The organism is Paraliobacillus sediminis (assembly GCF_003426055.1).
In genome coordinates this window covers 851,737-872,932 of the sequence record NZ_QJSI01000002.1, presented here as the reverse complement: position 1 = coordinate 872,932, position 21,196 = coordinate 851,737, and the positions used below count along the sequence as shown (strand labels likewise).

At 35.7% G+C, this 21,196-nt stretch carries 18 protein-coding genes; 11 read left to right on the top strand and 7 right to left on the bottom strand.

Annotation, left to right across the window (positions count from 1 at the left end; translation table 11 throughout):
* Positions 1-93: 93 nt before the first annotated feature.
* On the top strand, positions 94-1,758 hold the full coding sequence (locus D2K60_RS10465) for a glycoside hydrolase family 13 protein (RefSeq protein ID WP_117169946.1): 1,665 nt from the start codon (positions 94-96) through the stop codon (positions 1,756-1,758).
* A 63-nt stretch (positions 1,759-1,821) separates the two neighbouring features.
* Here D2K60_RS10465 and D2K60_RS10460 read toward each other — a convergent pair whose 3' ends face one another.
* The 4 genes from D2K60_RS10460 to yicI form a co-directional block, all read right to left on the bottom strand.
* Complete coding sequence (locus D2K60_RS10460) at positions 1,822-2,643, bottom strand: carbohydrate ABC transporter permease (RefSeq protein ID WP_117169945.1); 822 nt, start codon at positions 2,641-2,643, stop codon at positions 1,822-1,824.
* Positions 2,643-3,509 (bottom strand): carbohydrate ABC transporter permease, encoded by an 867-nt coding sequence (locus D2K60_RS10455; protein ID WP_240335293.1) that lies wholly within the window; start codon positions 3,507-3,509, stop codon positions 2,643-2,645. Before D2K60_RS10455 ends, D2K60_RS10460 begins: the two co-directional genes overlap by 1 nt.
* A 64-nt stretch (positions 3,510-3,573) precedes the next feature.
* Positions 3,574-4,851 (bottom strand): ABC transporter substrate-binding protein, encoded by a 1,278-nt coding sequence (locus D2K60_RS10450; protein ID WP_117169944.1) that lies wholly within the window; start codon positions 4,849-4,851, stop codon positions 3,574-3,576.
* Positions 4,852-5,032: 181 nt separating this feature from the next.
* Positions 5,033-7,345, bottom strand: a complete 2,313-nt coding sequence (yicI, locus tag D2K60_RS10445) for an alpha-xylosidase (RefSeq protein WP_117169943.1) — start codon at positions 7,343-7,345, stop codon at positions 5,033-5,035.
* A gap of 158 nt (positions 7,346-7,503) precedes the next feature.
* On the opposite strand from yicI, the gene D2K60_RS10440 reads away from it, so the two are divergent.
* On the top strand, positions 7,504-8,433 hold the full coding sequence (locus D2K60_RS10440) for an AraC family transcriptional regulator (RefSeq protein ID WP_162880750.1): 930 nt from the start codon (positions 7,504-7,506) through the stop codon (positions 8,431-8,433).
* Here D2K60_RS10440 and D2K60_RS10435 read toward each other — a convergent pair.
* On the bottom strand, positions 8,384-9,148 hold the full coding sequence (locus tag D2K60_RS10435) for an AraC family transcriptional regulator (RefSeq protein ID WP_117169941.1): 765 nt from the start codon (positions 9,146-9,148) through the stop codon (positions 8,384-8,386). The genes D2K60_RS10440 and D2K60_RS10435 overlap by 50 nt on opposite strands.
* A 193-nt stretch (positions 9,149-9,341) precedes the next feature.
* Between D2K60_RS10435 and D2K60_RS10430 the strand changes: the two genes are divergently transcribed.
* The 4 genes from D2K60_RS10430 to D2K60_RS10415 all read left to right on the top strand — a co-directional run bounded on the left by D2K60_RS10430 (position 9,342) and on the right by D2K60_RS10415 (position 13,277).
* The gene (locus tag D2K60_RS10430) at positions 9,342-10,370 is read left to right on the top strand and encodes a Gfo/Idh/MocA family protein (protein ID WP_117169940.1); all 1,029 of its coding nucleotides are present in this window, start codon (positions 9,342-9,344) and stop codon (positions 10,368-10,370) included.
* 30 nt (positions 10,371-10,400) lie between these two features.
* The gene (locus D2K60_RS10425; RefSeq protein ID WP_117169939.1) at positions 10,401-11,123 is read left to right on the top strand and encodes a ThuA domain-containing protein; all 723 of its coding nucleotides are present in this window, start codon (positions 10,401-10,403) and stop codon (positions 11,121-11,123) included.
* Positions 11,124-11,145: 22 nt separating this feature from the next.
* A complete protein-coding gene (locus tag D2K60_RS10420; RefSeq protein ID WP_117169938.1) occupies positions 11,146-12,171 on the top strand; it encodes a Gfo/Idh/MocA family protein in 1,026 nt (341 codons plus the stop codon).
* A gap of 137 nt (positions 12,172-12,308) precedes the next feature.
* Complete coding sequence (locus tag D2K60_RS10415) at positions 12,309-13,277, top strand: sugar phosphate isomerase/epimerase family protein (protein ID WP_117169937.1); 969 nt, start codon at positions 12,309-12,311, stop codon at positions 13,275-13,277.
* Between the two features lie 58 nt (positions 13,278-13,335).
* Here D2K60_RS10415 and dhaQ read toward each other — a convergent pair whose 3' ends face one another.
* A complete protein-coding gene (gene dhaQ, locus D2K60_RS10410; RefSeq protein ID WP_117169936.1) occupies positions 13,336-14,331 on the bottom strand; it encodes a DhaKLM operon coactivator DhaQ in 996 nt (331 codons plus the stop codon).
* The gene (gene dhaS / locus D2K60_RS10405) at positions 14,328-14,915 is read right to left on the bottom strand and encodes a dihydroxyacetone kinase transcriptional activator DhaS (RefSeq protein ID WP_117169935.1); all 588 of its coding nucleotides are present in this window, start codon (positions 14,913-14,915) and stop codon (positions 14,328-14,330) included. The genes dhaQ and dhaS overlap by 4 nt, the downstream gene beginning before the upstream one ends.
* A gap of 195 nt (positions 14,916-15,110) precedes the next feature.
* Here dhaS and dhaK point away from each other — a divergent pair, with 195 nt between their 5' ends.
* The 5 genes from dhaK (at position 15,111) to D2K60_RS10380 (ending at position 21,179) form a co-directional block, all read left to right on the top strand.
* Complete coding sequence (gene dhaK, locus D2K60_RS10400) at positions 15,111-16,100, top strand: dihydroxyacetone kinase subunit DhaK (RefSeq protein WP_117169934.1); 990 nt, start codon at positions 15,111-15,113, stop codon at positions 16,098-16,100.
* An 18-nt stretch (positions 16,101-16,118) separates the two neighbouring features.
* A complete protein-coding gene (dhaL, locus tag D2K60_RS10395) occupies positions 16,119-16,712 on the top strand; it encodes a dihydroxyacetone kinase subunit DhaL (RefSeq protein ID WP_117169933.1) in 594 nt (197 codons plus the stop codon).
* Positions 16,702-17,076, top strand: coding sequence for a dihydroxyacetone kinase phosphoryl donor subunit DhaM (dhaM, locus tag D2K60_RS10390; protein WP_117169932.1), 375 nt, complete (start codon positions 16,702-16,704; stop codon positions 17,074-17,076). The genes dhaL and dhaM overlap by 11 nt, the downstream gene beginning before the upstream one ends.
* Positions 17,077-17,859: 783 nt before the next feature.
* Positions 17,860-19,401 (top strand): response regulator transcription factor, encoded by a 1,542-nt coding sequence (locus D2K60_RS10385; protein WP_117169931.1) that lies wholly within the window; start codon positions 17,860-17,862, stop codon positions 19,399-19,401.
* A complete protein-coding gene (locus D2K60_RS10380) occupies positions 19,398-21,179 on the top strand; it encodes a sensor histidine kinase (protein WP_117169930.1) in 1,782 nt (593 codons plus the stop codon). Before D2K60_RS10385 ends, D2K60_RS10380 begins: the two co-directional genes overlap by 4 nt.
* Positions 21,180-21,196: the final 17 nt, after the last annotated feature.

Sequence of the window (21,196 nt, the reverse complement as noted above, 5' to 3'; positions counted from 1 at the left end):
CTCTATCACCAAAAAACAGAAATGATTCAATCAATAGCTTTACAGTTAAAGAAAGTATATAACGAGAGATAAAAGATATGAGGGGGACCGATCATGATTAAAAAGTGGTGGAAAGAAGCAGTAGCCTATCAGGTTTATCCGAGGAGCTTCAAGGATTCAAATGGTGATGGTATTGGAGATATTCAAGGTGCCATTCAAAAGCTTGATTATTTAAAAAATCTAGGGATTGATGTAATTTGGATGAGTCCAATTTATCAATCGCCAAATGATGATAACGGTTACGATATAAGTGATTATCAGGATATTATGGATGAGTTCGGAACAATGGAGGACTTTGATCAATTATTAGAAGAGGCACATAAACGTGGGATGAAAATAATTATGGACTTAGTCATAAATCATACGTCTGATGAACATCCGTGGTTTATTGAATCACGTTCTTCTAAAAATAATGCTTATCGTGATTATTATATCTGGAAAAAAGGTGAGAAGGGAAATGAACCAAATAATTGGGAATCGATTTTTAATGGATCTGCCTGGGAATACGATGAAAAAACAAACGAATACTTCCTGCATGTATTCTCTCGAAAACAGCCAGATTTAAATTGGGAAAATCCAACGGTAAGACAGGAATTATACAAGATGGTTAACTGGTGGCTTGATAAAGGGATAGATGGTTTCAGAGTCGATGCTATTTCTCATATCAAAAAAGTTGAAGGGTATCCAGATATGCCTAACCCAGATAAAACGAAATATGTTCCGTCATTTAAAGGTCATATGAACCGTCCAGGTATTGATACATTTCTTAGTGAATTCGCAGAAAAAACCCTGCATCGTTATGACGTCATGACAGTCGGGGAAGCCAATGGCGTGAAAGTAGAAGATGCTGATCAATGGGTTGGTGAAGATAAAGGCTACTTCAACATGATTTTTCAATTTGAACATTTAGATTTATGGGGTAAAGGTGCATCAAATGGCTTGGATATTCATGCTTTAAAAGAAACGCTAACCAAATGGCAAAAAGGTCTTGATGGCGTTGGCTGGAATGCGCTATTTTTAGAAAACCATGATCAGCCAAGATCAGTCTCCACATGGGGAAATGATACGAATTTGCGTCAAACTTCAGCAAAGGCTTTGGCAACTCTATATTTCCTCATGCAAGGCACGCCGTTTATCTATCAAGGACAAGAAATAGGCATGACAAATGTTCAGTTTGATTCGATTGATGATTATAACGATGTAGCAATAAAGAATCTCTATAAAAAGGAACGAAAAGAAGGAAAATCGCATCAAGAAGTAATGGAAGTCATTTGGAAGAGTGGTCGTGATAATTCACGTACACCGATGCAATGGTCTAGTGAGGATAATGCTGGTTTCACAACAAGGAAGCCATGGCTTAATGTTAATCCGAATTATCCAGACATAAATGTCGAACAAAATCTAGCAGATCCAAACTCAATCTATCATTATTATAAGAAATTGATTTCACTACGCCGATCTAGTGAGACGTTAGTGTATGGTAGCTATGATTTAGTAGCAAAAGAGCACGATCACGTTTATGCATATACTAGAAAACAAGATAATGATACGGTACTGATTGTTGTAAATTTATTTGAAATAGAAACAACAATCACATTACCAGATGAATTTAAAAATAAACAACGATCATTACTGCTTCACAACTATAAGGTAAAGGAAAGTAATGCTAATATTTTATCGTTACGACCTTATGAAGCAAGAGTATATCACTTAAATTAAACAGTAAAAGGATCTATCCAGAGTAGGATAGATCCTTTTACTGATTTAGCTAATCTAATTGCTTTATTTAACAGCACCATCTGCAATCCCTTTAATAATATATTTTTGTAAAAACATATATAAGATAATTATCGGAATAATCGCTAACACTAATGCAGCTAATGCTAAATGCCATTGTGTCGAATATTCACCAAAGAAATAAAAAGTTTTTAAAGGAATCGTGTACATACCTTCTTTGTTTATTACTAATGAAGGCAAGAGATAATCATTCCAAAACCAGATTGCATTTAATACGATGACCGTAACAGTTGTAGGACGTAACATTGGTAGTATTATATAGCGATATACTTGAAATCGATTACATCCATCAATAATAGCTGCTTCATCAAGCGATGTAGGTATACCTCTCAGTGCCCCGAAGAAGAGGAAAACGGCTAAACTTGACCCCAATCCCAAATACATAATAGAGATTCCAAAACGATTTAACATATCAAATGAACCGAAAATGGATACTAAAGGGATCATAATTGCTTGGAAAGGCACTAACATCAGTATAGCAAAGAAAAAGTATATAACGGTACTCGTTTTCGTTTTCCTTCTTGATAGTGCATATGCTGCCATTGAAGCAAAAACAACGATTAACAATATACTAAAACCAGTGATAAACACAGAGTTTAAAAAGCTTCTTACAAAATCAAGTTGCATAAAAGCTTCTGGATAATTTGCTACTGTTCCGTCTTTAGGTAATCCTAACGTATTCGTGAAGATTTCTCCTTTTGATTTAAAAGAGTTTACGATTACTAAATAAAATGGGTAAATCCAAATTACGGAAGTTATAAAGCCTAGAAATAAGTAGATATATACTGATAGCTTCTGCTGTTTCATTACAAATCGACCTCTCTTTTACGTGTAATATAAATTTGTAAAACAGATATTATTGTAATAATGATCAAAAAGATAACAGCTTTAGCTTGGGCATAACCCATTTCCTGAATTTTAAAAGCTGTATTATAAATGTTCATTGTCGCCATTTCAGTCGAGCTAAAGGGACCACCAGCAGTTAATGCCATATTTTGATCGTACACTTTAAAGGCATTTGAAAGTGTCAAGAACATACTAATCGTGAAAGCCGGCGCAACTAAAGGAAATTTAATCTTCCAAAATTTTTGCCAAGCATTTGCACCATCGATCGTCGAAGCTTCTAATAATTCTTCTGGTACGTTATTCAAAAATGAGATATAAATGACCATTATATAGCCACTCATTTGCCATGTAAATAAGATAACTAAACCCCAAAAACCAGTATTTGTATCAGATAACCAGCCATTAAATACATCAATCCCTGTAATATCTGCTATACTTTCAAAAGCCTTTAAAAAGATAAACTGCCAGATAAAACCTAAAATGATACCACCAATTAAATTTGGCATAAAGTAAATGGTCCGAAATAAGGTACTGGTTAGTTTTCCAAACTTTTGCGTGACTAATAATGCAAAACCAAGTCCAAGTGCATTAATTCCGATTACTGATGCTATAGAAAAACCTGCTGTAAAGAGCATACTATCCCAAAATTGGTTATCATTTATTAATCTTGTATAGTTGTCTAATCCAATGAAGGCAGCAACTTGAAAACCGTTATATTCTGTAAAAGAGTAGTAGATACCTTGAATAAACGGGATGATAATTACAATTGTAATTGCTACTAAACAAGGAATTAAAAACATCCAATAAGAACTTTTTTTGAAAGTCACGTATATCCTACCTTTCTATTTAAACTGTAGAGTCGAAAATATTCGTTCGACTCTACAGTTTTGTTTATCTCATCTTAGAATAGTTTTCTTTTGTTACTTCTTCAAAGTCCTCCCATGTGATATCACCATTTAGATATCTTTGGAAATCTGGGAATAGAGCTGTCGAGAAGAATCCATCTGGATATTGGTTATTTGCCCAAATTCCAGTTTCCCCGTTCATTAACATTTCATAAATCGTTTTAGAGACATCGTCTGCTATTGCGTCAGTATCATAGCCTTCATGTGCAGGTATATATTTAAAATCACTTATAATTTTTTCTTTACCATAATCAGATGTGTACATCCAATCCATAAATTTTTTGGATTCTTCAACAGATGCTTCTTCTTTGTCGCCGTTTATTCCCCAGAACCAAGAAGGACCAGCAATAATTTTACCTTCAGAATCATCCTCTACATACATTGGTAAGATACCAAGCTTTTCACTTGCGAAGCTCTCATCTAGACTGTCTAGGGAAGGGATGATCCAGTTACCTTGGTGTATAATTGCAACTTGGCCACCAGCAAACATTTCTTCCACGGACGTACTATAATCGAGCGATAATATTGGCTGTGCGTTGTATTGATTGAATAAGTCAGTATATTCCTGCATTCTACTGCCATACTCTAATTCTAATTCTTCAGATGCATAAGCGTCTATTACACTATTATTGAATTCAGGTGAGGTAAAATGACTTGAAAATTGACTTACAACCCAATCTTCTTTTCCACTAAAAGCGAATACGGACTCTAAACCAAGTTCTTCTTTTTGACTATCGATTGTCTCCACAGCCTCGACAAAGTCTTGATATGAACCTATGCTCTCTGGATCTATACCAGCTTGATTAAATATGTCTTTATTAATCATCCAACTATAACCTTCTATATTTAACGGTATTCCATAAGGCGTACCATCTAGCGTTGCACCCTCTAATGTACCGTCGATTGCAGTCTTAGCGGATTCCATTTCAGATACATCGATTAAGTAATCTTGATACTTTGCGGCATCAGACAATCCACCTAGTAAAAAGATATTAGGTTCATCATTTGAAGAGAATTTTGCTTGTAATGCTGATGTTGCATCTTGTCCACCGCCAACGGTCGTTAAGTTAATTTTTACATCAGGATTCTCTTCTTCATATTTTGCAATCATACCCTCTAGTTGATCTTTTGTTTCTACTTTAATATTAAAAATAGATAATTCTACCTGATCACCATTAGTGCCCTCACCGCCTGATGAACAAGCAGCACCTATTAGTAAAAAAACTGTTAATATGAAAAATAATCCTATTAATCTTCTTCTCATAGTAAAACCCTCCTAAAAGTAATTGCTTTTTAAATGTTAAATGGCTGTATAAAACTGTTTCTACATGAATAAGAATGAAAACTTGACCTACAATTTAAATCAATTCTGCACATGTAAGGAAATTCATCACCACCTCAATATATTAAAAGAAATAACCTTTCATACGTAAGCTAAAAAAGATTTACAATACAATGTCTAATTTATGTGAACCTTGAAGGTTAATCTTCACTTCACCTGAGTCTGTTTCTAACTGTCCACTTGAAATGGTGCTAACGGTGTTATACCCTTTAAGCAGAATGGAATAAGGAGATGCTGTCATATACGTCTCAATACCGATATGGTTACCATTTTTAATAGCTGTGATATGCCCAACATTCTTACCATCGAGCGTAGTTACAGAAGTTTCTGCTAGTACGTTATCTTGTAGTTGATAAATTGCAAAAGTAACATTTTCAGCAAATTCATAATCTGGTCGATCATGATTCTCTCCTAATGCTAAGATCGTATTTTCTTTAACGAATATAGGCATATCAAGGTAGGTACACTTTTCGCTTTTCCATGATCCACCTTTTACTACGTTCCCAGTTAATAAATGTGTCCAGTTTCCATTAGGTAAATAATACGTACCGACACCTTCTTCATTAAAGATAGGTGCGACTAATAGTGCATTACCAAACATATATTGTCGATCAAGTACATGTGTATTTGGATCTTCTGGAAAATCTAACAACATAGGCCGCATTACTGGTACACCTGTTAGGTGATTGTCAACGGATGTACGATAAATGTAAGGCATAAGTCTATTTTTTAATTTAGCAAAGTGTTTGGTTACCGCAACAGCTTCTTCATCATAAAGCCACGGGACACGATAAGAGGAGCTACCATGTAAACGACTGTGACTGGATAAAAGGCCAAATGCTGTCCACCGTTTAAATAAATCTGGACTTGCGGTATTTTCAAATCCACCAATGTCGTGACTCCAATAACCGAAACCAGATAGTGCTAGGGATAAACCTCCACGTAGACTTTCTGCCATTGATTCATATGTTGCATCACAATCACCACCCCAGTGTACAGGGAATTTTTGGCTTCCGACAGTAGCAGATCTTGCAAAAACAACTGCTTCTTGTTCGCCTTTTTCTTTCTTTAATAAATCAAATACTACTTCGTTATATTTATAGGAATAATAATTGTGCATCCGATCTGGATCAGAACCATCAAAATAAGCAACGTCCGTCGGTATTCTTTCACCAAAATCAGTTTTGAAGCAATCTACTCCCATATCTAACAGCTCTTTTAGTTTTGACTGATACCATCTACAAGCAGCAGGGTTTGTGAAATCAACAATTCCCATTCCAGCCTGCCATAAATCCCATTGCCATACATCGTCATTTTCCCTTTTGATTAGGTAACCTTGGTCTGCTGCTTCATCAAACAGTATCGATTTTTCTGCAATGTACGGATTAATCCATACGCAAATCTTTAACCCTTTTGCTTTTAAACGCTGTAACATTGATTCAGGATCTGGAAAAGCATCCTCATCCCATTTAAAATTACTCCATTCAAATTCTTTCATCCAAAAACAATCAAAGTGAAAAACGCTTAATGGAATATCACGTTCTGCCATTCCATCAATAAAGTGGTTGACTGTTTCTTCATTATAATCTGTTGTAAATGAAGTAGAGAGCCATAAACCAAAAGACCATGCAGGTGGTAGTGCTGGTTTACCAGCTAGTTGTGTATAATTGGTTAATACATCTTTAGGATTGGTACCGCTTACAATATAATACTCTAACATTTCACCTTCCACGCTAAACTGTGTTTTGGAAACTGCCTCAGCACCAACTTCAAAGCTAACATTTTCCGGGTGATTAACCAATACACCATAACCCCGATTGCTTAGGTAGAAAGGGATATTTTTATAGGCTTGCTCTGAACTTGTTCCACCATCTTCATTCCATATATCAACTACTTGCCCGTTTTTCACAAAAGGGGTAAAGCGTTCACCTAATCCATAAATATATTCACCGACATTGATGTTCAATTGACTACGGATATAACTTTCCTTCTCTGGTCCTTGAATCCATGCAATTCCTTTTGCATCTAACTGTGTGAGTTTTTTTTCATTATTGTAAAATTGAATTGTAAAAGGGTCTCGAATAACAGTAACTTTCATATTACCACTCGCAAAAACGGTTTCTTCTCCGTTATCAGTAAATTGCAATGGAATCGAATCATTACGTAGTGCAAAGTTAGGCGTTTTGTTTCTTGTTCCTTTATGGTGCCACGCTTTAACTTTTATGACATCTTCTAACGGTGAAGATAATTCAATCGTAAGGGAAGCGGTGTTTAATGTATCACCTCTATCATTGATAGGTTTACAAGGTGCATACAACGTTAATGTGTCCTTCGTTGAAGATGTATCACGAATAGTATGCGGATGATTAATTGTAAAGCCTTCTTTTGTAAGCCAGTATCCATCAGTGAATTTCATTCTTGACACTCCATTCATTCATTAATTGTCTGATTCTTTGCTAAACCATTTTGTTTACTTTCTAATTATAATTATATTGATATTTCATTGCTATTTATTGCACTATTCTAATATTTAATAACACAATTCTGATATAATGATCAAAAGGAGAGATGTATATGGATAAATTTATGTTGTTAGAGGATAGGGTACATGGAGACAAGATGTTTCCATTTCGGGTATACACAGTTGATTATCTAGATGGAGATGCCATTTTTAATGTGCATTGGCATCATGAATTGGAGTTCATTTATGTTGAAGAAGGCATAATTAATTTACAGATTGGAACGGAAAATCATACCTTAAGAAAAGGACATGCGTGCTATATACCAACTGGTCAGTTACATGGCGCCTTCCCGATAGACAACATGCCATTTAAACTCCGTGCAATCGTTTTTCATTTTGATTTATTAAGAAGTTTTAGTTACGATCGGATGGAATCTAATTATTTAGAGCAATTAGAAAATCCAACTATTTCAACTTCTGTTAGGCTGGAACCAGATGAAAATGGTGGGGAGATGTTGTGCATATTAAACAAGTTAATAGACGCCTACATAAATGAAAATCCTAGTTTGGAACTTGTAATAAAGGGCTATTTATTTTTATTATTTGCTGAAATGTTTGAAAAACAAGTCTGGAAGCATAATGATCAAATAAGTTTAAAAGATTCGAATAAAATTGCTTTACTAAAGTCTGTTCTAATATATATAAATAAAAATCATAGTCATAAACTGACTGTAATGGATTTAGCTACAGAAGTTCAAATGAGTGAAGGTCACTTTAGTAGGTTTTTTAAGTCTTTAGTTCGAATGACACCGATGGAATATATAAATAAAATAAGAATAAGTAATGCTTGTAAATTGTTACAAAAGACAGATAGAAAAATGATAGATATCGCAATGGACGTTGGTTTTACTAATCAAAGTTATTTTATTCGTCTATTTAAAAAGCATAAGGGTTGTACACCGATAGCTTATAAAAGAAAGCATATGTCAAGCGTTAATCTCCTCGACGATAAACACCGGGAGAAACCCCATATGCCTTCTTGAAAACACGATGAAAGTAGGGGTAAGTGCCAAAGCCACAGTTCTGTGCAATATGCTCTAACGTCATCGATGTGTATTTCATTTGATCAATCGCAGCCGATAAACGGATTTCCTGTGCATATCCCATTATCGTTTTGTTAACATATTGTTTAAATAAATGAGCAGAACGTGAAACACTTAATTCAATATGATCGGAAATAGCTTGAATAGAAAAACCGTTTGTGGCATTTTCTTCAATATAGCGCATCATTTTAGTGACAACAAAAGGTCTTGCATAAGAAGAGCGATCTTCAATTGCTCTTTCAATTAAGAGGCAGAGGCTTCTTGTTAAATTGCTCATTAATTCTTCATTTTTATCTGAGATTGGTCTGCGCTTTTCTGCAGCTAAATAACGCCAGAGTGACATGATTTTATCATCTAGCTCAATTCGCACCATCGATGGTTTTATGGAACGATCCCACCATTCATTCATCCAATCGCCATCAAAAATGAGATGGAAGTCACCGCTTGCTTGGCCTTCTGGAATTGATAATTGATAGAATTCACCAGGTGCAACAAGTAAGAGATCCCCTTTTTCAACAGCCAGTTCATCCTTCTTAACAATGGCTTTGCTCACTCCCTCTGTTTGTAAACGAAACAAATAAGAATCCAATCCATTTTTATGTGTCGCAAAATAACCATTTGTATGATAGGCATACCCACAATAACTAATTTCCATTTCAGATTCCTCTTTTCATTTGATAGCAAGATAATGCATGTTTTGATTATATCATTTATATGCATGCTAAAACAGATAAGATATGATAGATATAGTTAAGTAAGTATGAATGCTATTTTATTTTGTAATAAGAAAAGGTATATTAGTTAGTTTGAAAGCGCTGTATTTAATTAAGGTAAAAGGAGGAGTTAAAATGAAGCAATTACGTGTAGGAATAATAGGCTGCGGTAACATCTTCCCAATGCATGCCCAATCAATTAAGGATAGAGAGGATGCGGAGATAGTAGCTGTTTGTGACAGTAAAGAAGATAGGGCAAAGGAAAAAGCAGACCAACATAATTGTGCATTTTACACTGACTTTAATCAAATGTTTAAAGTGGAAAAGTTGGATGTAATTCATATTTGTTTGCCACACCATTTACATGCACCAGTAGCAATTGAAGCTGCAAAACAGAAGATTGCTATTTTAACAGAAAAACCAATGGCAATTAAATACGAAGATGCTGTAGAAATGGTAGAAACAGCAAGAGCAGAAAATGTGACACTGGGTGTTATTTTTCAAAATCGTTACAACCCAGGTTCTAAATTGATCAAAAGCATGTTAGTTAATGGCGAACTTGGCGAAATAAAAGCAGGTAAATTATCTGTTACTTGGGACCGTTCGGATGCTTACTATCAAAATAGTGATTGGAAGGGAACCTGGGATATGGAAGGTGGGGGTGTGATCATTGATCAAGCAATCCACACCATGGATTTGATGCGTTGGTTTGTAGATAGTGAGTTGAAGTATGTTGATGCATCGATAAGTAATCGAGCGCACGAGATTATCGAGGTTGAAGATGCTGCTGAGGGTGTTATCGCATATAAAAATGGTGTTATTACTGCTTTTCATGCGATTAATTATTATACGTACGATGCACCAGTGGAGATTGAACTTCATTGTGAAAAAGGCATTGCAAAGATGGTTGCAGATAGAGCAGTTGTCACGCTAAATGACGGTAGGGAATTCATTGCCGATAATAATCCATTAGAAACATTCGATTATGATTCTGGTGCGAAAGGATACTGGGGCGTAAGTCATGTGAAACAGATAAATAATTTCTATGATTCGCTACGTGATAATAAAACACCTACAATTTCTGGAGCTGAGGCTCTAAAAACACAACAGATGATCGCAGCAGTATATGAATCCGGGAAGAAAAAAGAGCGAATAAATTTTTAATAAGATAACTTTATAGAAGGAGGGAGTAACATGCAAGTAGTTGTATGGAATGAAAATCGTCATGAAAAAACAAATCCAGTCGTTTCAGATATTTATCCAAAAGGAATCCATGGGGCAATAGCGGACTTTTTGGAAAAGGAAGATACAGTTGAGGTGAAAACTGCGACATTAGATGAAGCTGAGCATGGCCTGACAGATGAAGTATTAAAGGATACAGATGTACTCGTTTGGTGGGGACACAAAGCACATGATGAAGTACAAGATGCTATTGTTGAAAAAGTACACAAACGTGTTTTAGAAGGTATGGGATTAGTCGTCTTACATTCTGGACACTTTTCAAAAATTTTCAAGAAACTTATGGGAACGACCTGTGATCTTAAATGGCGTGAAGCCGATGAAAAAGAACGATTATGGGTAGTTGACCCGAGTCATCCGATTACCACGGGTATTGGTGAATATATTGAACTAGAGAAAGAAGAAATGTACGGCGAACATTTTGATATCCCGACACCGGATCAACTTGTTTTTATTAGTTGGTTTGAAGGTGGCGAAGTGTTTCGTAGTGGTGCGACGTATCAGCGTGGAAAGGGAAAAATCTTTTATTTCCGTCCTGGTCATGAAACGTATCCAACGTATCATAACAAAGAAATTCAAACGGTCATTAAAAATGGTGTGAAATGGGTTAGTCCAACTGAAACTCCTACACCGATTTATGGAAACGCTAAACCTATTGAAGATATTTCGGAAAAATAAAGATTGTAAAGGAGTAGATATCTTGGAAAAGTTACGTATTGCAGTCATTGGTTGTGGAAGTATCGCCCAAAACCGCCATCTCGGAGAATATCATAGTCATACAGGTGTTGCTATTGTTGCAGTATGCGACATTGTTGAAGCGAGAGCAAAGGAAACAGGAGAAAAATATGGTGCTGTGTATTATACAGATTATAAAACACTATTAAAAGAGGAAAAAATAGATGCCGTAAGTGTTTGTCTACCAAACTATTTACATGCACCCGTTTCGATTGACGCATTAAAAGCAGGGTGTCATGTCTTATGTGAGAAACCAATGGCAACGTCACAAAAAGAAGCAGAAGATATGATTGGTGCTGCTCAAGATACTAATAAAAAATTAATGATAGGACATAATCAACGTTTTGTTGCGTCACACGTAAAAGCTAAAGAATTGATTGAAAAGAATGAACTAGGGAAAATTTATAGTTTTCGCACAACCTTTGGACATGGCGGACCAGAAAAGTGGAGTGCAGATGGAGCGGACAGTTGGTTTTTTAAAAAAGAAGAAGCATTTATTGGGGCAATGGGAGATTTAGGTGTGCATAAGGCTGATTTAATGCGCTATCTGTTAGGCGAAGAGTTTACCGAAGTGTCTGCTATTGTTGAGACAAATGCAAAAGAAAAGATAACGGTTGATGATAATGCCGTTTGTATTTTGCGAGCAGAAAGTGGTCTGATCGGTACGTTAACAGCGAGTTGGGCTTATAATGCTAAAGAAGATAATTCGACGATTATTTATGGGGAAAAGGCTGTGCTGCGTTTAGAAGATGACCCGGATTACGGACTTATTGTGCAATATACAAACGGCAATACGGTTAACTATCAACTTGGTAAAATTCAATCAAACGATGCCGGTGGACAGAAAACAACTCATGTAATCGATCATTTTATAACATCTATTGTAGAGAACAAAGAGCCACTTATAAATGGAGAAGAAGGTTTGAAATCACTAAATGTCATTCTAGCAGCACTTGAATCTAGTGAAACGAAGCGTGTAATTAAGATATAGATTAATCAATTTCATAATACCGATTTATCGTCATTAAGATATAACATATAGTCGGATTAAACCTTTCCGACTATATGTTGATGTAATATGACTTGTTAATGTAATTATGAAATTGACTCAGATAGGAGGAATTTCTTTTGAAATTAGGTGTGTTTACTGTATTATTGGCCGATAAATCGTTTGAAGAGATGTTATGTTACGTAAAAGAAGCGGGAGTAAAGGCAGTAGAGATTGGGACAGGTGGTTATCCAGGTAACGCACATTGTGATTTGGATGGGTTGCTAGAAAGCGAAGCGAAACGTCAAGCCTACCTGGATAAAGTTGAGGCATACGGCTTAACAATAAGTGCTTTTAGTTGTCATGGAAATCCACTTTCTCCAGACGCAAGTTTTGCAAATGATTCCCATCAAACTTTTATAAAAACGGTACAGTTAGCAAGTTTAATGGGTGTTCCAGTAGTTAATACATTCTCTGGTACACCAGGAGATCATGAAGGAGCTAAACATCCAAACTGGCCTGTAACACCATGGCCAAACGAGTATAGCGAGGTTCTAACATGGCAATGGGAAGAAAAATTAATACCATATTGGAAAGAGCAAGGAGCGTTTGCTGAAAAACATGGTGTGAAAATTGGTTTAGAGCTTCATGCAGGGTTCTTAGTTCACACGCCACATACGATGTTGAAATTACGAGCAGCGACAAATGATGCTATTGGTGCTAATTTAGATCCAAGTCATCTTTGGTGGCAAGGTATTGACCCAGTCGCAGCAATCAAAATTCTCGGTAAAGATAATGCAATTCACCATTTTCATGCGAAAGATACGTACATTGATCAAGATAACGTTAATATGTATGGTTTAACCGACATGCAGCGGTATAGCGACGTGCAAACCAGAGCATGGAGCTTTCGTTCGGTTGGATATGGACATAGCATGAACGAGTGGTCAAACATCGTTAGTGCATTAAGAACTTATGGTTATGATCATGTGATAAGTATTGAACATGAAGACCCAATTATGTCGATTGAAGAAGGATTCAAAAAAGCGATTAAAAACTTAAATAGCGTCAATATCGAAGAAGCACCAGCAGACATGTGGTGGGTCTAACACAAAAAAGTCAAAACAGCTTATGTTTTGACTTTTTTTGTGCAGACATTTTATTAAGTTACCACTTTGGTGCGGTTGTGTTCGCTTTTAACAACTCAATCCAGTTGGGATCTTGAATACGTAATAGTGAAAGGGAGATGCCTTTCATGTCGTAAGAAGTTAAGTGTGAGCCGACTTTAACAAATGTAATAGTAAGTTCTTCTAATTGCATCAGTCGACGAATATCGTTTGTAAAGACATATTGTTCTAAAAGAGGAGTCGATCCTAGCCCATTAACAAGTATGGCGAACGTTTCTCCAGGCTGCCATTTATAGATGCTTTTTAGTTTATTAACTAATTCAATTGCTAGACGTTCTGAAGAGGTAAAAGGTTCTTTACGATAGCCATGTTCACCATGAATGCCAATTCCGAAGTATACTTCATCATCTGCCAGTGTAAACGATGGCGTTGATTGATTAGGTGACGTAGCTGGTGTAAGCGCGACACCCAATGTGTGTAATGAATGAATGACCGTTTCACCCAATGCTTTTAATTCAGTTAAAGTGAATCCCGCTTTAGCTCCTTGACCAACTATTTTGTGGACAAAAATAGTGCCTGCAACTCCTCTTTTACGTTTATCATAGGATTGATTATCTTCAATTGAAACGTCATCATCAACAATAATATGCTCTAGCGTGTGTCCTTCAGCCTGTGCGATCTCTTTTGCTTGTAAGAAATTATCAACATCTTCTTTAAAATTCTTGATAATAAGCAATGTGCCCATTTGCTTATTGGCCAGTCGAATAGCAGCTACAATTTGATCAACTGTCGGTGGAATGAATAGTTCGCCACTAACCGCTGCGGTAAGCATTCCGTCACCAACATAGCCAAAGTGTGCCGGTTCATGACCACTGCCACCACCGCTTATGATAGCTACTTGGTCTTGACTTGCTATTGATTTTTGGTAAATAATTTTATTTTTACTATCATAACTAATATCTTGATTGTGTTCATAATAATAGCCTTGCAACATTTCATTAATAAGATCTTCTGTTTGATTTTTTATGTTTTTCATGACTGATCTCCACCTATAGGTACTTGTGATTGTTGAATCGCTTTTGTTAATTGATCATGAATGGATGTTTTGACGGTATTAGCCATATATTCTGGTTCTGGAGAACATGAATTTTCAATCCATTCTTTAATAAGCCCGACAAACCCGTGACTGTAAAAGGAAGCGATTATTTCTTTTTTATCTGTGTCTAGTGTGTTGTTTGAATGTACCAAAATGTCATTAATTGTTTTTAAATAAAGTGTACGTGTATGTTGAGATAAATAGTCAATAAATGAATTTTGTTCAGTGACATCTAATGCATTTTTGTAAAAAAGCTGATTTTGGTAAAAATAATCAAATAACTGATTAAAAATATTTTCCCATCTTTCATAATTAATAAAGTCGGAAATGTTTTCTTTTGTTTCATGTTGATAAATCCATTCAAGTAATTCGAATTTATCTTGAAAATGATAGTAAAAGGTTTGTCTGCGCATTTGACATGCTTTCATAATATCACTGACAGAGATTTTCACAAAAGGCTGACTTTTCATAAAACTTTTGAATGCGTTTGCAATTATTTTTTTTGTAATGATTGAACTGTTCATCATGTCATCATCCTCTATTGCTATTTTAGCTTGAATAACTAAAATTTGCGAGTAGTGATTCCAAATATTTTTCTGGTTTTTGACAGATTATCTCGATTGTCCGTTTTAATTAAAGCGTTTACAATTCATACTAGGAATAACAGCAATTGATCTTTTATTTAACGAATCAATTGCAAAAGAAGAGGAGGAATAGGCATGAAAAAAATTATCAATGAACCATCAAATGTCTTAGAGGAGATGTTAGAAGGTTTTGCGTATGCAAATAGTGACGTTGTCAATCGTTTGTCCGGTACAAGTGTACTATACAAAAAGGTGAAAGAAAGGGGCAAAGTAGCCCTCGTAAGTGGTGGTGGCAGTGGTCATGAACCGAGTCATGCGGGCTTTGTCGGAAAAGGTATGCTAGCGGCAGCAGTTTGTGGTGAAATTTTCACCTCACCTACGCCAGATCAAGTGTTCGAAGGAATAAAGGTTGCTGATCAGGGTGCTGGTGTTTTGTTAATTATTAAAAATTACACGGGAGATGTAATGAACTTTGAAATGGCAGCCGAATTGGCTGAAATCGAAGGTATTACAGTTGAAAAACTTATTGTCGATGATGATATTGCAGTAGAGGATAGTACCTATACTGCAGGAAAACGCGGTGTAGCAGGGACTGTAATTGTCCATAAGATACTTGGAGCTGCTGCGGAAAAAGGTTTAGCCCTGCATGAAGTAAAAGCACTAGGCGAACAACTTGTGGAACAAATAAAAACGATTGGTGTTGCCATCTCTGCTGCAACTGTTCCTGAAGTAGGTAAACCAGGATTTACATTGGCACCTGATGAAATGGAATACGGTGTTGGAATTCACAGTGAACCGGGTTATCGACGAGAAAAGTTGAAGGCGAGTAAGGCAATTGCAGAAGAATTAATTGCGCAATTAAAAAAAGCTTTTGTATGGGAAAAGGGTACACGATTTGGTGTCTTAGTTAATGGATTAGGCGCGACGCCGTTAATGGAGCAATATGTGTTTATCAATGATGTCAAAACATTGCTTGAATTAGAAGGGATTGACGTAGCCTTTAAGAAGGTTGGTTCACTAATGACTTCTATTGATATGGCTGGTGTATCGCTAACATTAGTCAAAATAGTTGATGACAAATGGATTGATTATTGGCATAGTCCTGTTCAAACAACAGATTGGTAAGAAGAGGAGGGATCGCATATGTTAACAGTCGAAAATACAATCGTCTGGCTACGAGATTTTGCAGAAAAGATTGAAACTGAAAAAGGGTATTTAAGTGAGTTGGATAGTGTGATCGGAGACGGTGATCATGGTTCGAACATGGCGCGTGGGGTAACAGCTATGGTTGAAAAATTAGATCAAGGAAATTTTTCATCAGTTGAAGAGGTCTTTAAGGTTGCTGCTATGGCGTTATTAGGTAAAATTGGTGGTGCGTCGGGTCCGTTATATGGTTCAGCTTTACTTGATATGGCGAAAGCCTCCGGTCAAGATACAACAGATATTGGATTAGTTGTATCAGCGGGCCTTACCGGAATTCAAAAGCGTGGTAAGGCCGAAGTCGGCGAGAAAACAATGGTTGATGTTTGGAGCCCTGTTGCCGAGCAGTTAGCTACCAAATCTTTAACGCGTGAATCGGTTGAAGAAATTGTTGATAAGACGAAAGCAATAAAGGCAACAAAAGGAAGAGCATCTTATCTTGGTGATCGTTCAATTGGTAATCTTGATCCTGGTGCTGTATCAAGTGGTTATTTCTTTTTATGCTTGTTGAAAGGGGATATCATAAATGGGTTGTAACTATGGTATTGTGATTGCCTCTCATGTACCGTCACTTGCATCAGGTGTTGCAACCTTGCTTCAAGAAAGCGCACCTAACATTTCTATTACGTTTGCTGGTGGGACAGATGATAATGAGATTGGTTCGAGTTTTGAGAAAATCACTGAAGCATTAAACAACAATAAAGCCGATGAGATATTTGCCTTTTATGACTTAGGTAGTGCGAAAATGACGCTTGAAATGGCAATAGAGATGACGGATAAAACGGTCCATTTAATGGATGTTGCTTTGGTTGAGGGTTCTTACGTAGCGGCGGCACTTGCTCAAGGTGATACAAGTATCGCTAACATTAAAGCGCAGCTTCTGCCATTAAAGATTAAGTGATGTCACGTTTTTGATTAAAGAAGTAACCGTACCGCGGCTACTTCTTTAATTTTTGTTATAAGTTCAGAATAAGTGTAAAGAAAAAAAGTTTGTTTATTGCCAATAATAATGACAACGTATACAATATAAGAAAATATGATAAAAGAATTGAAGTTAACATATCATGAATAACAAATATTTCTTTAAAAATTGTTAAATGGACTAAATTCTGTGACATAGCTATTAAGAACCCACGTCGGACAACGCTTATGCTTCCCTTTGAAACCATTTGCTGACAGGGAAAGAAAGGAAGCTACGTCGGAATTTTCATCAACTACGACGTAAATTACCCGCTAAGGAAGCAAATGGGCTCCCTTTCTGTGGGCACAGCCTCAGCTAACTTGGAAGCAAAGAACACTTCCAAGTGGATCTTCGGCTTGTGCTGTTCCCACTAGAGTGTCACCCATTTGCTTCCTTCGCTGATTAGAGAAACTAATTTCAAAAATGTTGTAACATTAATTACATAAATTGGTATTAGTCGCTAAAAACTGATGTGTCTGTCTATTACTAATATAGTTGATGACGTTTCAATTCAGTATGCAATAGGACACGTTTCACATATTTATAGACAAAACTAGCGAGCCCATTTCAATTGTGGAGCAGGTATGGAATCTACGTCGCAGTTTCTATCAATTGCGAGCTTTTAAAAGTAATAAAAGGTTACCAAAAGAGTCTTTCTTTAAAAAACAGATAAAAACAAGTAATTGTTTACCCATTACTCTAATTAGGGATGGTGAGAAAAAAATGGGATCATTAATAAAGGTACTTATTGTAGATGATGAGATGCTAATTAGACAGGGTATTTTACACTATGTTAATTGGGAAAAAGAAGGATTTGACATTGTTGGAGAAGCATCCAATGGTGTTGAAGCATTAGCACTCATTGAAAAGACAAAACCGGATATCATTATTACCGATATCGTCATGCCGGTTATGGACGGAACAGAGTTCATAAAACAATTAAAAAAGGAACATCCACAAATTGATGTGATTGTTTTAAGTAGTTTTAATAATTTTGATTATGTGCGTAGTACGTTTCAAAGTGGGGTAGCTGATTATATTTTAAAACCGAAGCTTGACGGAATTATATTGCTTGAGACACTAAAGCGCGTTGTTACGAACCGTTCACATGAAAAACAACTAGTAAATGTCGATGAAACAGTCGATCAGCAAAAATCAATAAGTGACTTATTTAAAAAGATTTTAGCAGGATATGCCTCAACAAGTGAGTTAGAGTTGTTGAAAAAAACTTTACCAAATGAAATGTGTTGTTTAGTTGAACTAAATGTGACGAATCTAGACGAGCAAACAGCAATCAAACCGTTAGAACAAATTGAATTCATTGTGCAATCATTAGAAGAGTCAGTTTGCCATTTGCTTGAGCGCACGGAGCGAGCGAGTACTTTTATTATAAATTTATCCATTGATGCGTATGACTTGCTCATCAAAACGATTACTGATCGTAATCATTTAACAAGTAAGTTTACCTGGCTAATAACAGAACAGTTTAATCACGTTGACCAATTACCAACTATTTATCAAGAACAGTTGGTCATGATGCGCAAGTATTTATTTTATTTAACGGATCACCGTGTCCTTCGATATGGTGAGCTCCCTGACGAAGTAAAGTCTGAAGTACCATTCGATCTGAATTACTTTATTGAATTATTTAAATACAAAAAGGTTGATGAATCGATTTATTATTTGAATAAACATATTGACTATTTAGGGCACGACTACAGAGGAGATAGTGTGGCATTTAAATCATTTTTAGGAAATATTATTTTTAATGTAATGGTCGTGATGGATCTTTTGAAATATGATACAAACGACTTTGAAAAAGATAAGTACGATTATTTTAACCAAATAAATAACGCGTATTCCGCTTCAGAGGCCCGAACTGCACTTGATCAGTTTATGTTAGAAATTAAAGCAATTATAAAAAAAGCAGATAGTAAATTGCAAACAACAAACATGAGTCTTCTACTCGCATATATTGATGAGCATTATTCTGAATCGATTAGTTTAACAGAATTGGCTAAACATTTTCACTTTAATCCGTCATATTTGTCTGCTTATTTTAGTACACATCACAATTTAGGGTTTAGTGAGTATTTGACACAAGTTCGTATTCAAAAGGCAAAAGAACTTTTGGAAAATAGCCAAATTTCCATTTCTGATATAAGTGGAATGATAGGTTACACCGATCATAGTTATTTTTGCAAAGTATTTAAGAAAAAGACCAATAAATCTCCAGGTAGTTATAGAAAAGATATGTTGAAATGAAAAAGCTTAAATGGATCAAGTTAATTGAAAAGAATAACTTATTTATTAAAATATTCTTTGTTACCGTCATTAGTATTACATTAGTATCCTTGTTGATCACCGTTAGTTCTATACGTGTATCAACAGAGCTTTTTTTAGACACGTTTAGTATTACGAATTCAAAAATCAACACACAAATACGTTCACAGTTTGAGTCATATAGTAATGCAGTGGTGACAACGTCCAATCAAATTGAAAACAATGGGACGATCAAGCGTGTTTTAAGTGAAGAAGAGTTTGATTCACTCAAGTTAGCGGGTTCTTATTATGATATTATCAATCAGCTTGATACGGTCTACTCAAATTTACAGCCATTGGGCGCTAATATGATTGTGACAGGTACAGAGAAACAATTGTATAATATGAATTACTCTTATTGGCCAACTTCATTGTCGCTCTTACAAGACCATCCGATTACGAAATATACATTAGCAACACCAGATAGAATTAATTATCATTTTATCGAACCTGAATTGCTTAATGGAGAGGCGATGTTAGTTTCAACCAAAGCTTTATCTGAATTATCATCTGATCGTATATACGGAATACTCTACATTTCCATTCGTGAAAAACAACTTAGAAGTTTTTATGAGGGATATACGAGTGAAGGTAATGATGTTTTACTACTTGATCGAAGTGGAAAGGTGATTTCAAGTAATAATGAAGAAATTATTGGTCGAGATAACTTTGAATTATTAGAGTATGCAAAAAAGGGTGATGATAAAGATATTGAGAGTCAGGATATCACACTTGAGAGCAGAGATTATCTCGTATTATCCGAATACATACCAGGTTTTGATATGTATTTAGTCAATCTGATTGATAAACAAAAGGTAACGAATAGTTTAATTAATACGCGTGAAATAATTATGATTAGTATTAGTACTGTTTTCTTTGCTGTAATTGGTGTATTTATCGTATCGCGTCGGATTACTAAGTCGCTGAGTCGATTAGTCACGCAAATTGCAAAGCAAACCAAACATGATTTTAGCAAGCGAATTGAAGAAACTGGTGGCTATGAAGCTAAAAAAATTGCACGAGCATTTAATTACACCTTAGACGAATTACAAGAGTATGTGAAGATTGTAGTTGAGTCACAGAAAAATCAACGTGACGCAGAACTAAGGGCATTGCAACATCAGATTAATCCGCATTTTCTCTATAATACATTAACAACAGTGAAATTCATGGTCATGCAAGAAAAAACTGAACAAGCGATGGAAACAATTCATGCGCTCATCTCCTTATTGCAAAGTGCATTAGGTGAAGTGAGTCAGACTGTTTCGGTTGAGCAAGAGATTGAAAATATGAAGTATTATGTATTTATTAATCAAGCGCGCTATGGTGAGCGTATTAAGGTGAATTATTTTATCGTGCCAGATGTGTTGCAATATCACATACCTAAACTTGTATTACAACCGTTTATCGAGAACGCCTTCTTCCATGGCTTTAATAAAAAGAAAGAAGGCTATATCCAAATTATGATTCATAAAGAAGCAGATACATTAGTATGTGAAGTTGTTGACGATGGGGATGGTATGCACATGAAAAAAGATCAATTCCCTTATGTGTATAAAGGTAAACGCCAAATGTTTAGTGGTATTGGTATGAGTAATGTACATGAACGCATCTTGTTGCTTTATGGAGATCGTTATGGTGTACAAGTCTCTAGTACGATCGGACACGGAACCAAAGTAGTTGTACGATTACCTTTAATTACAAAGTCCACTGATGAATAATAACTAAAAAAAATACC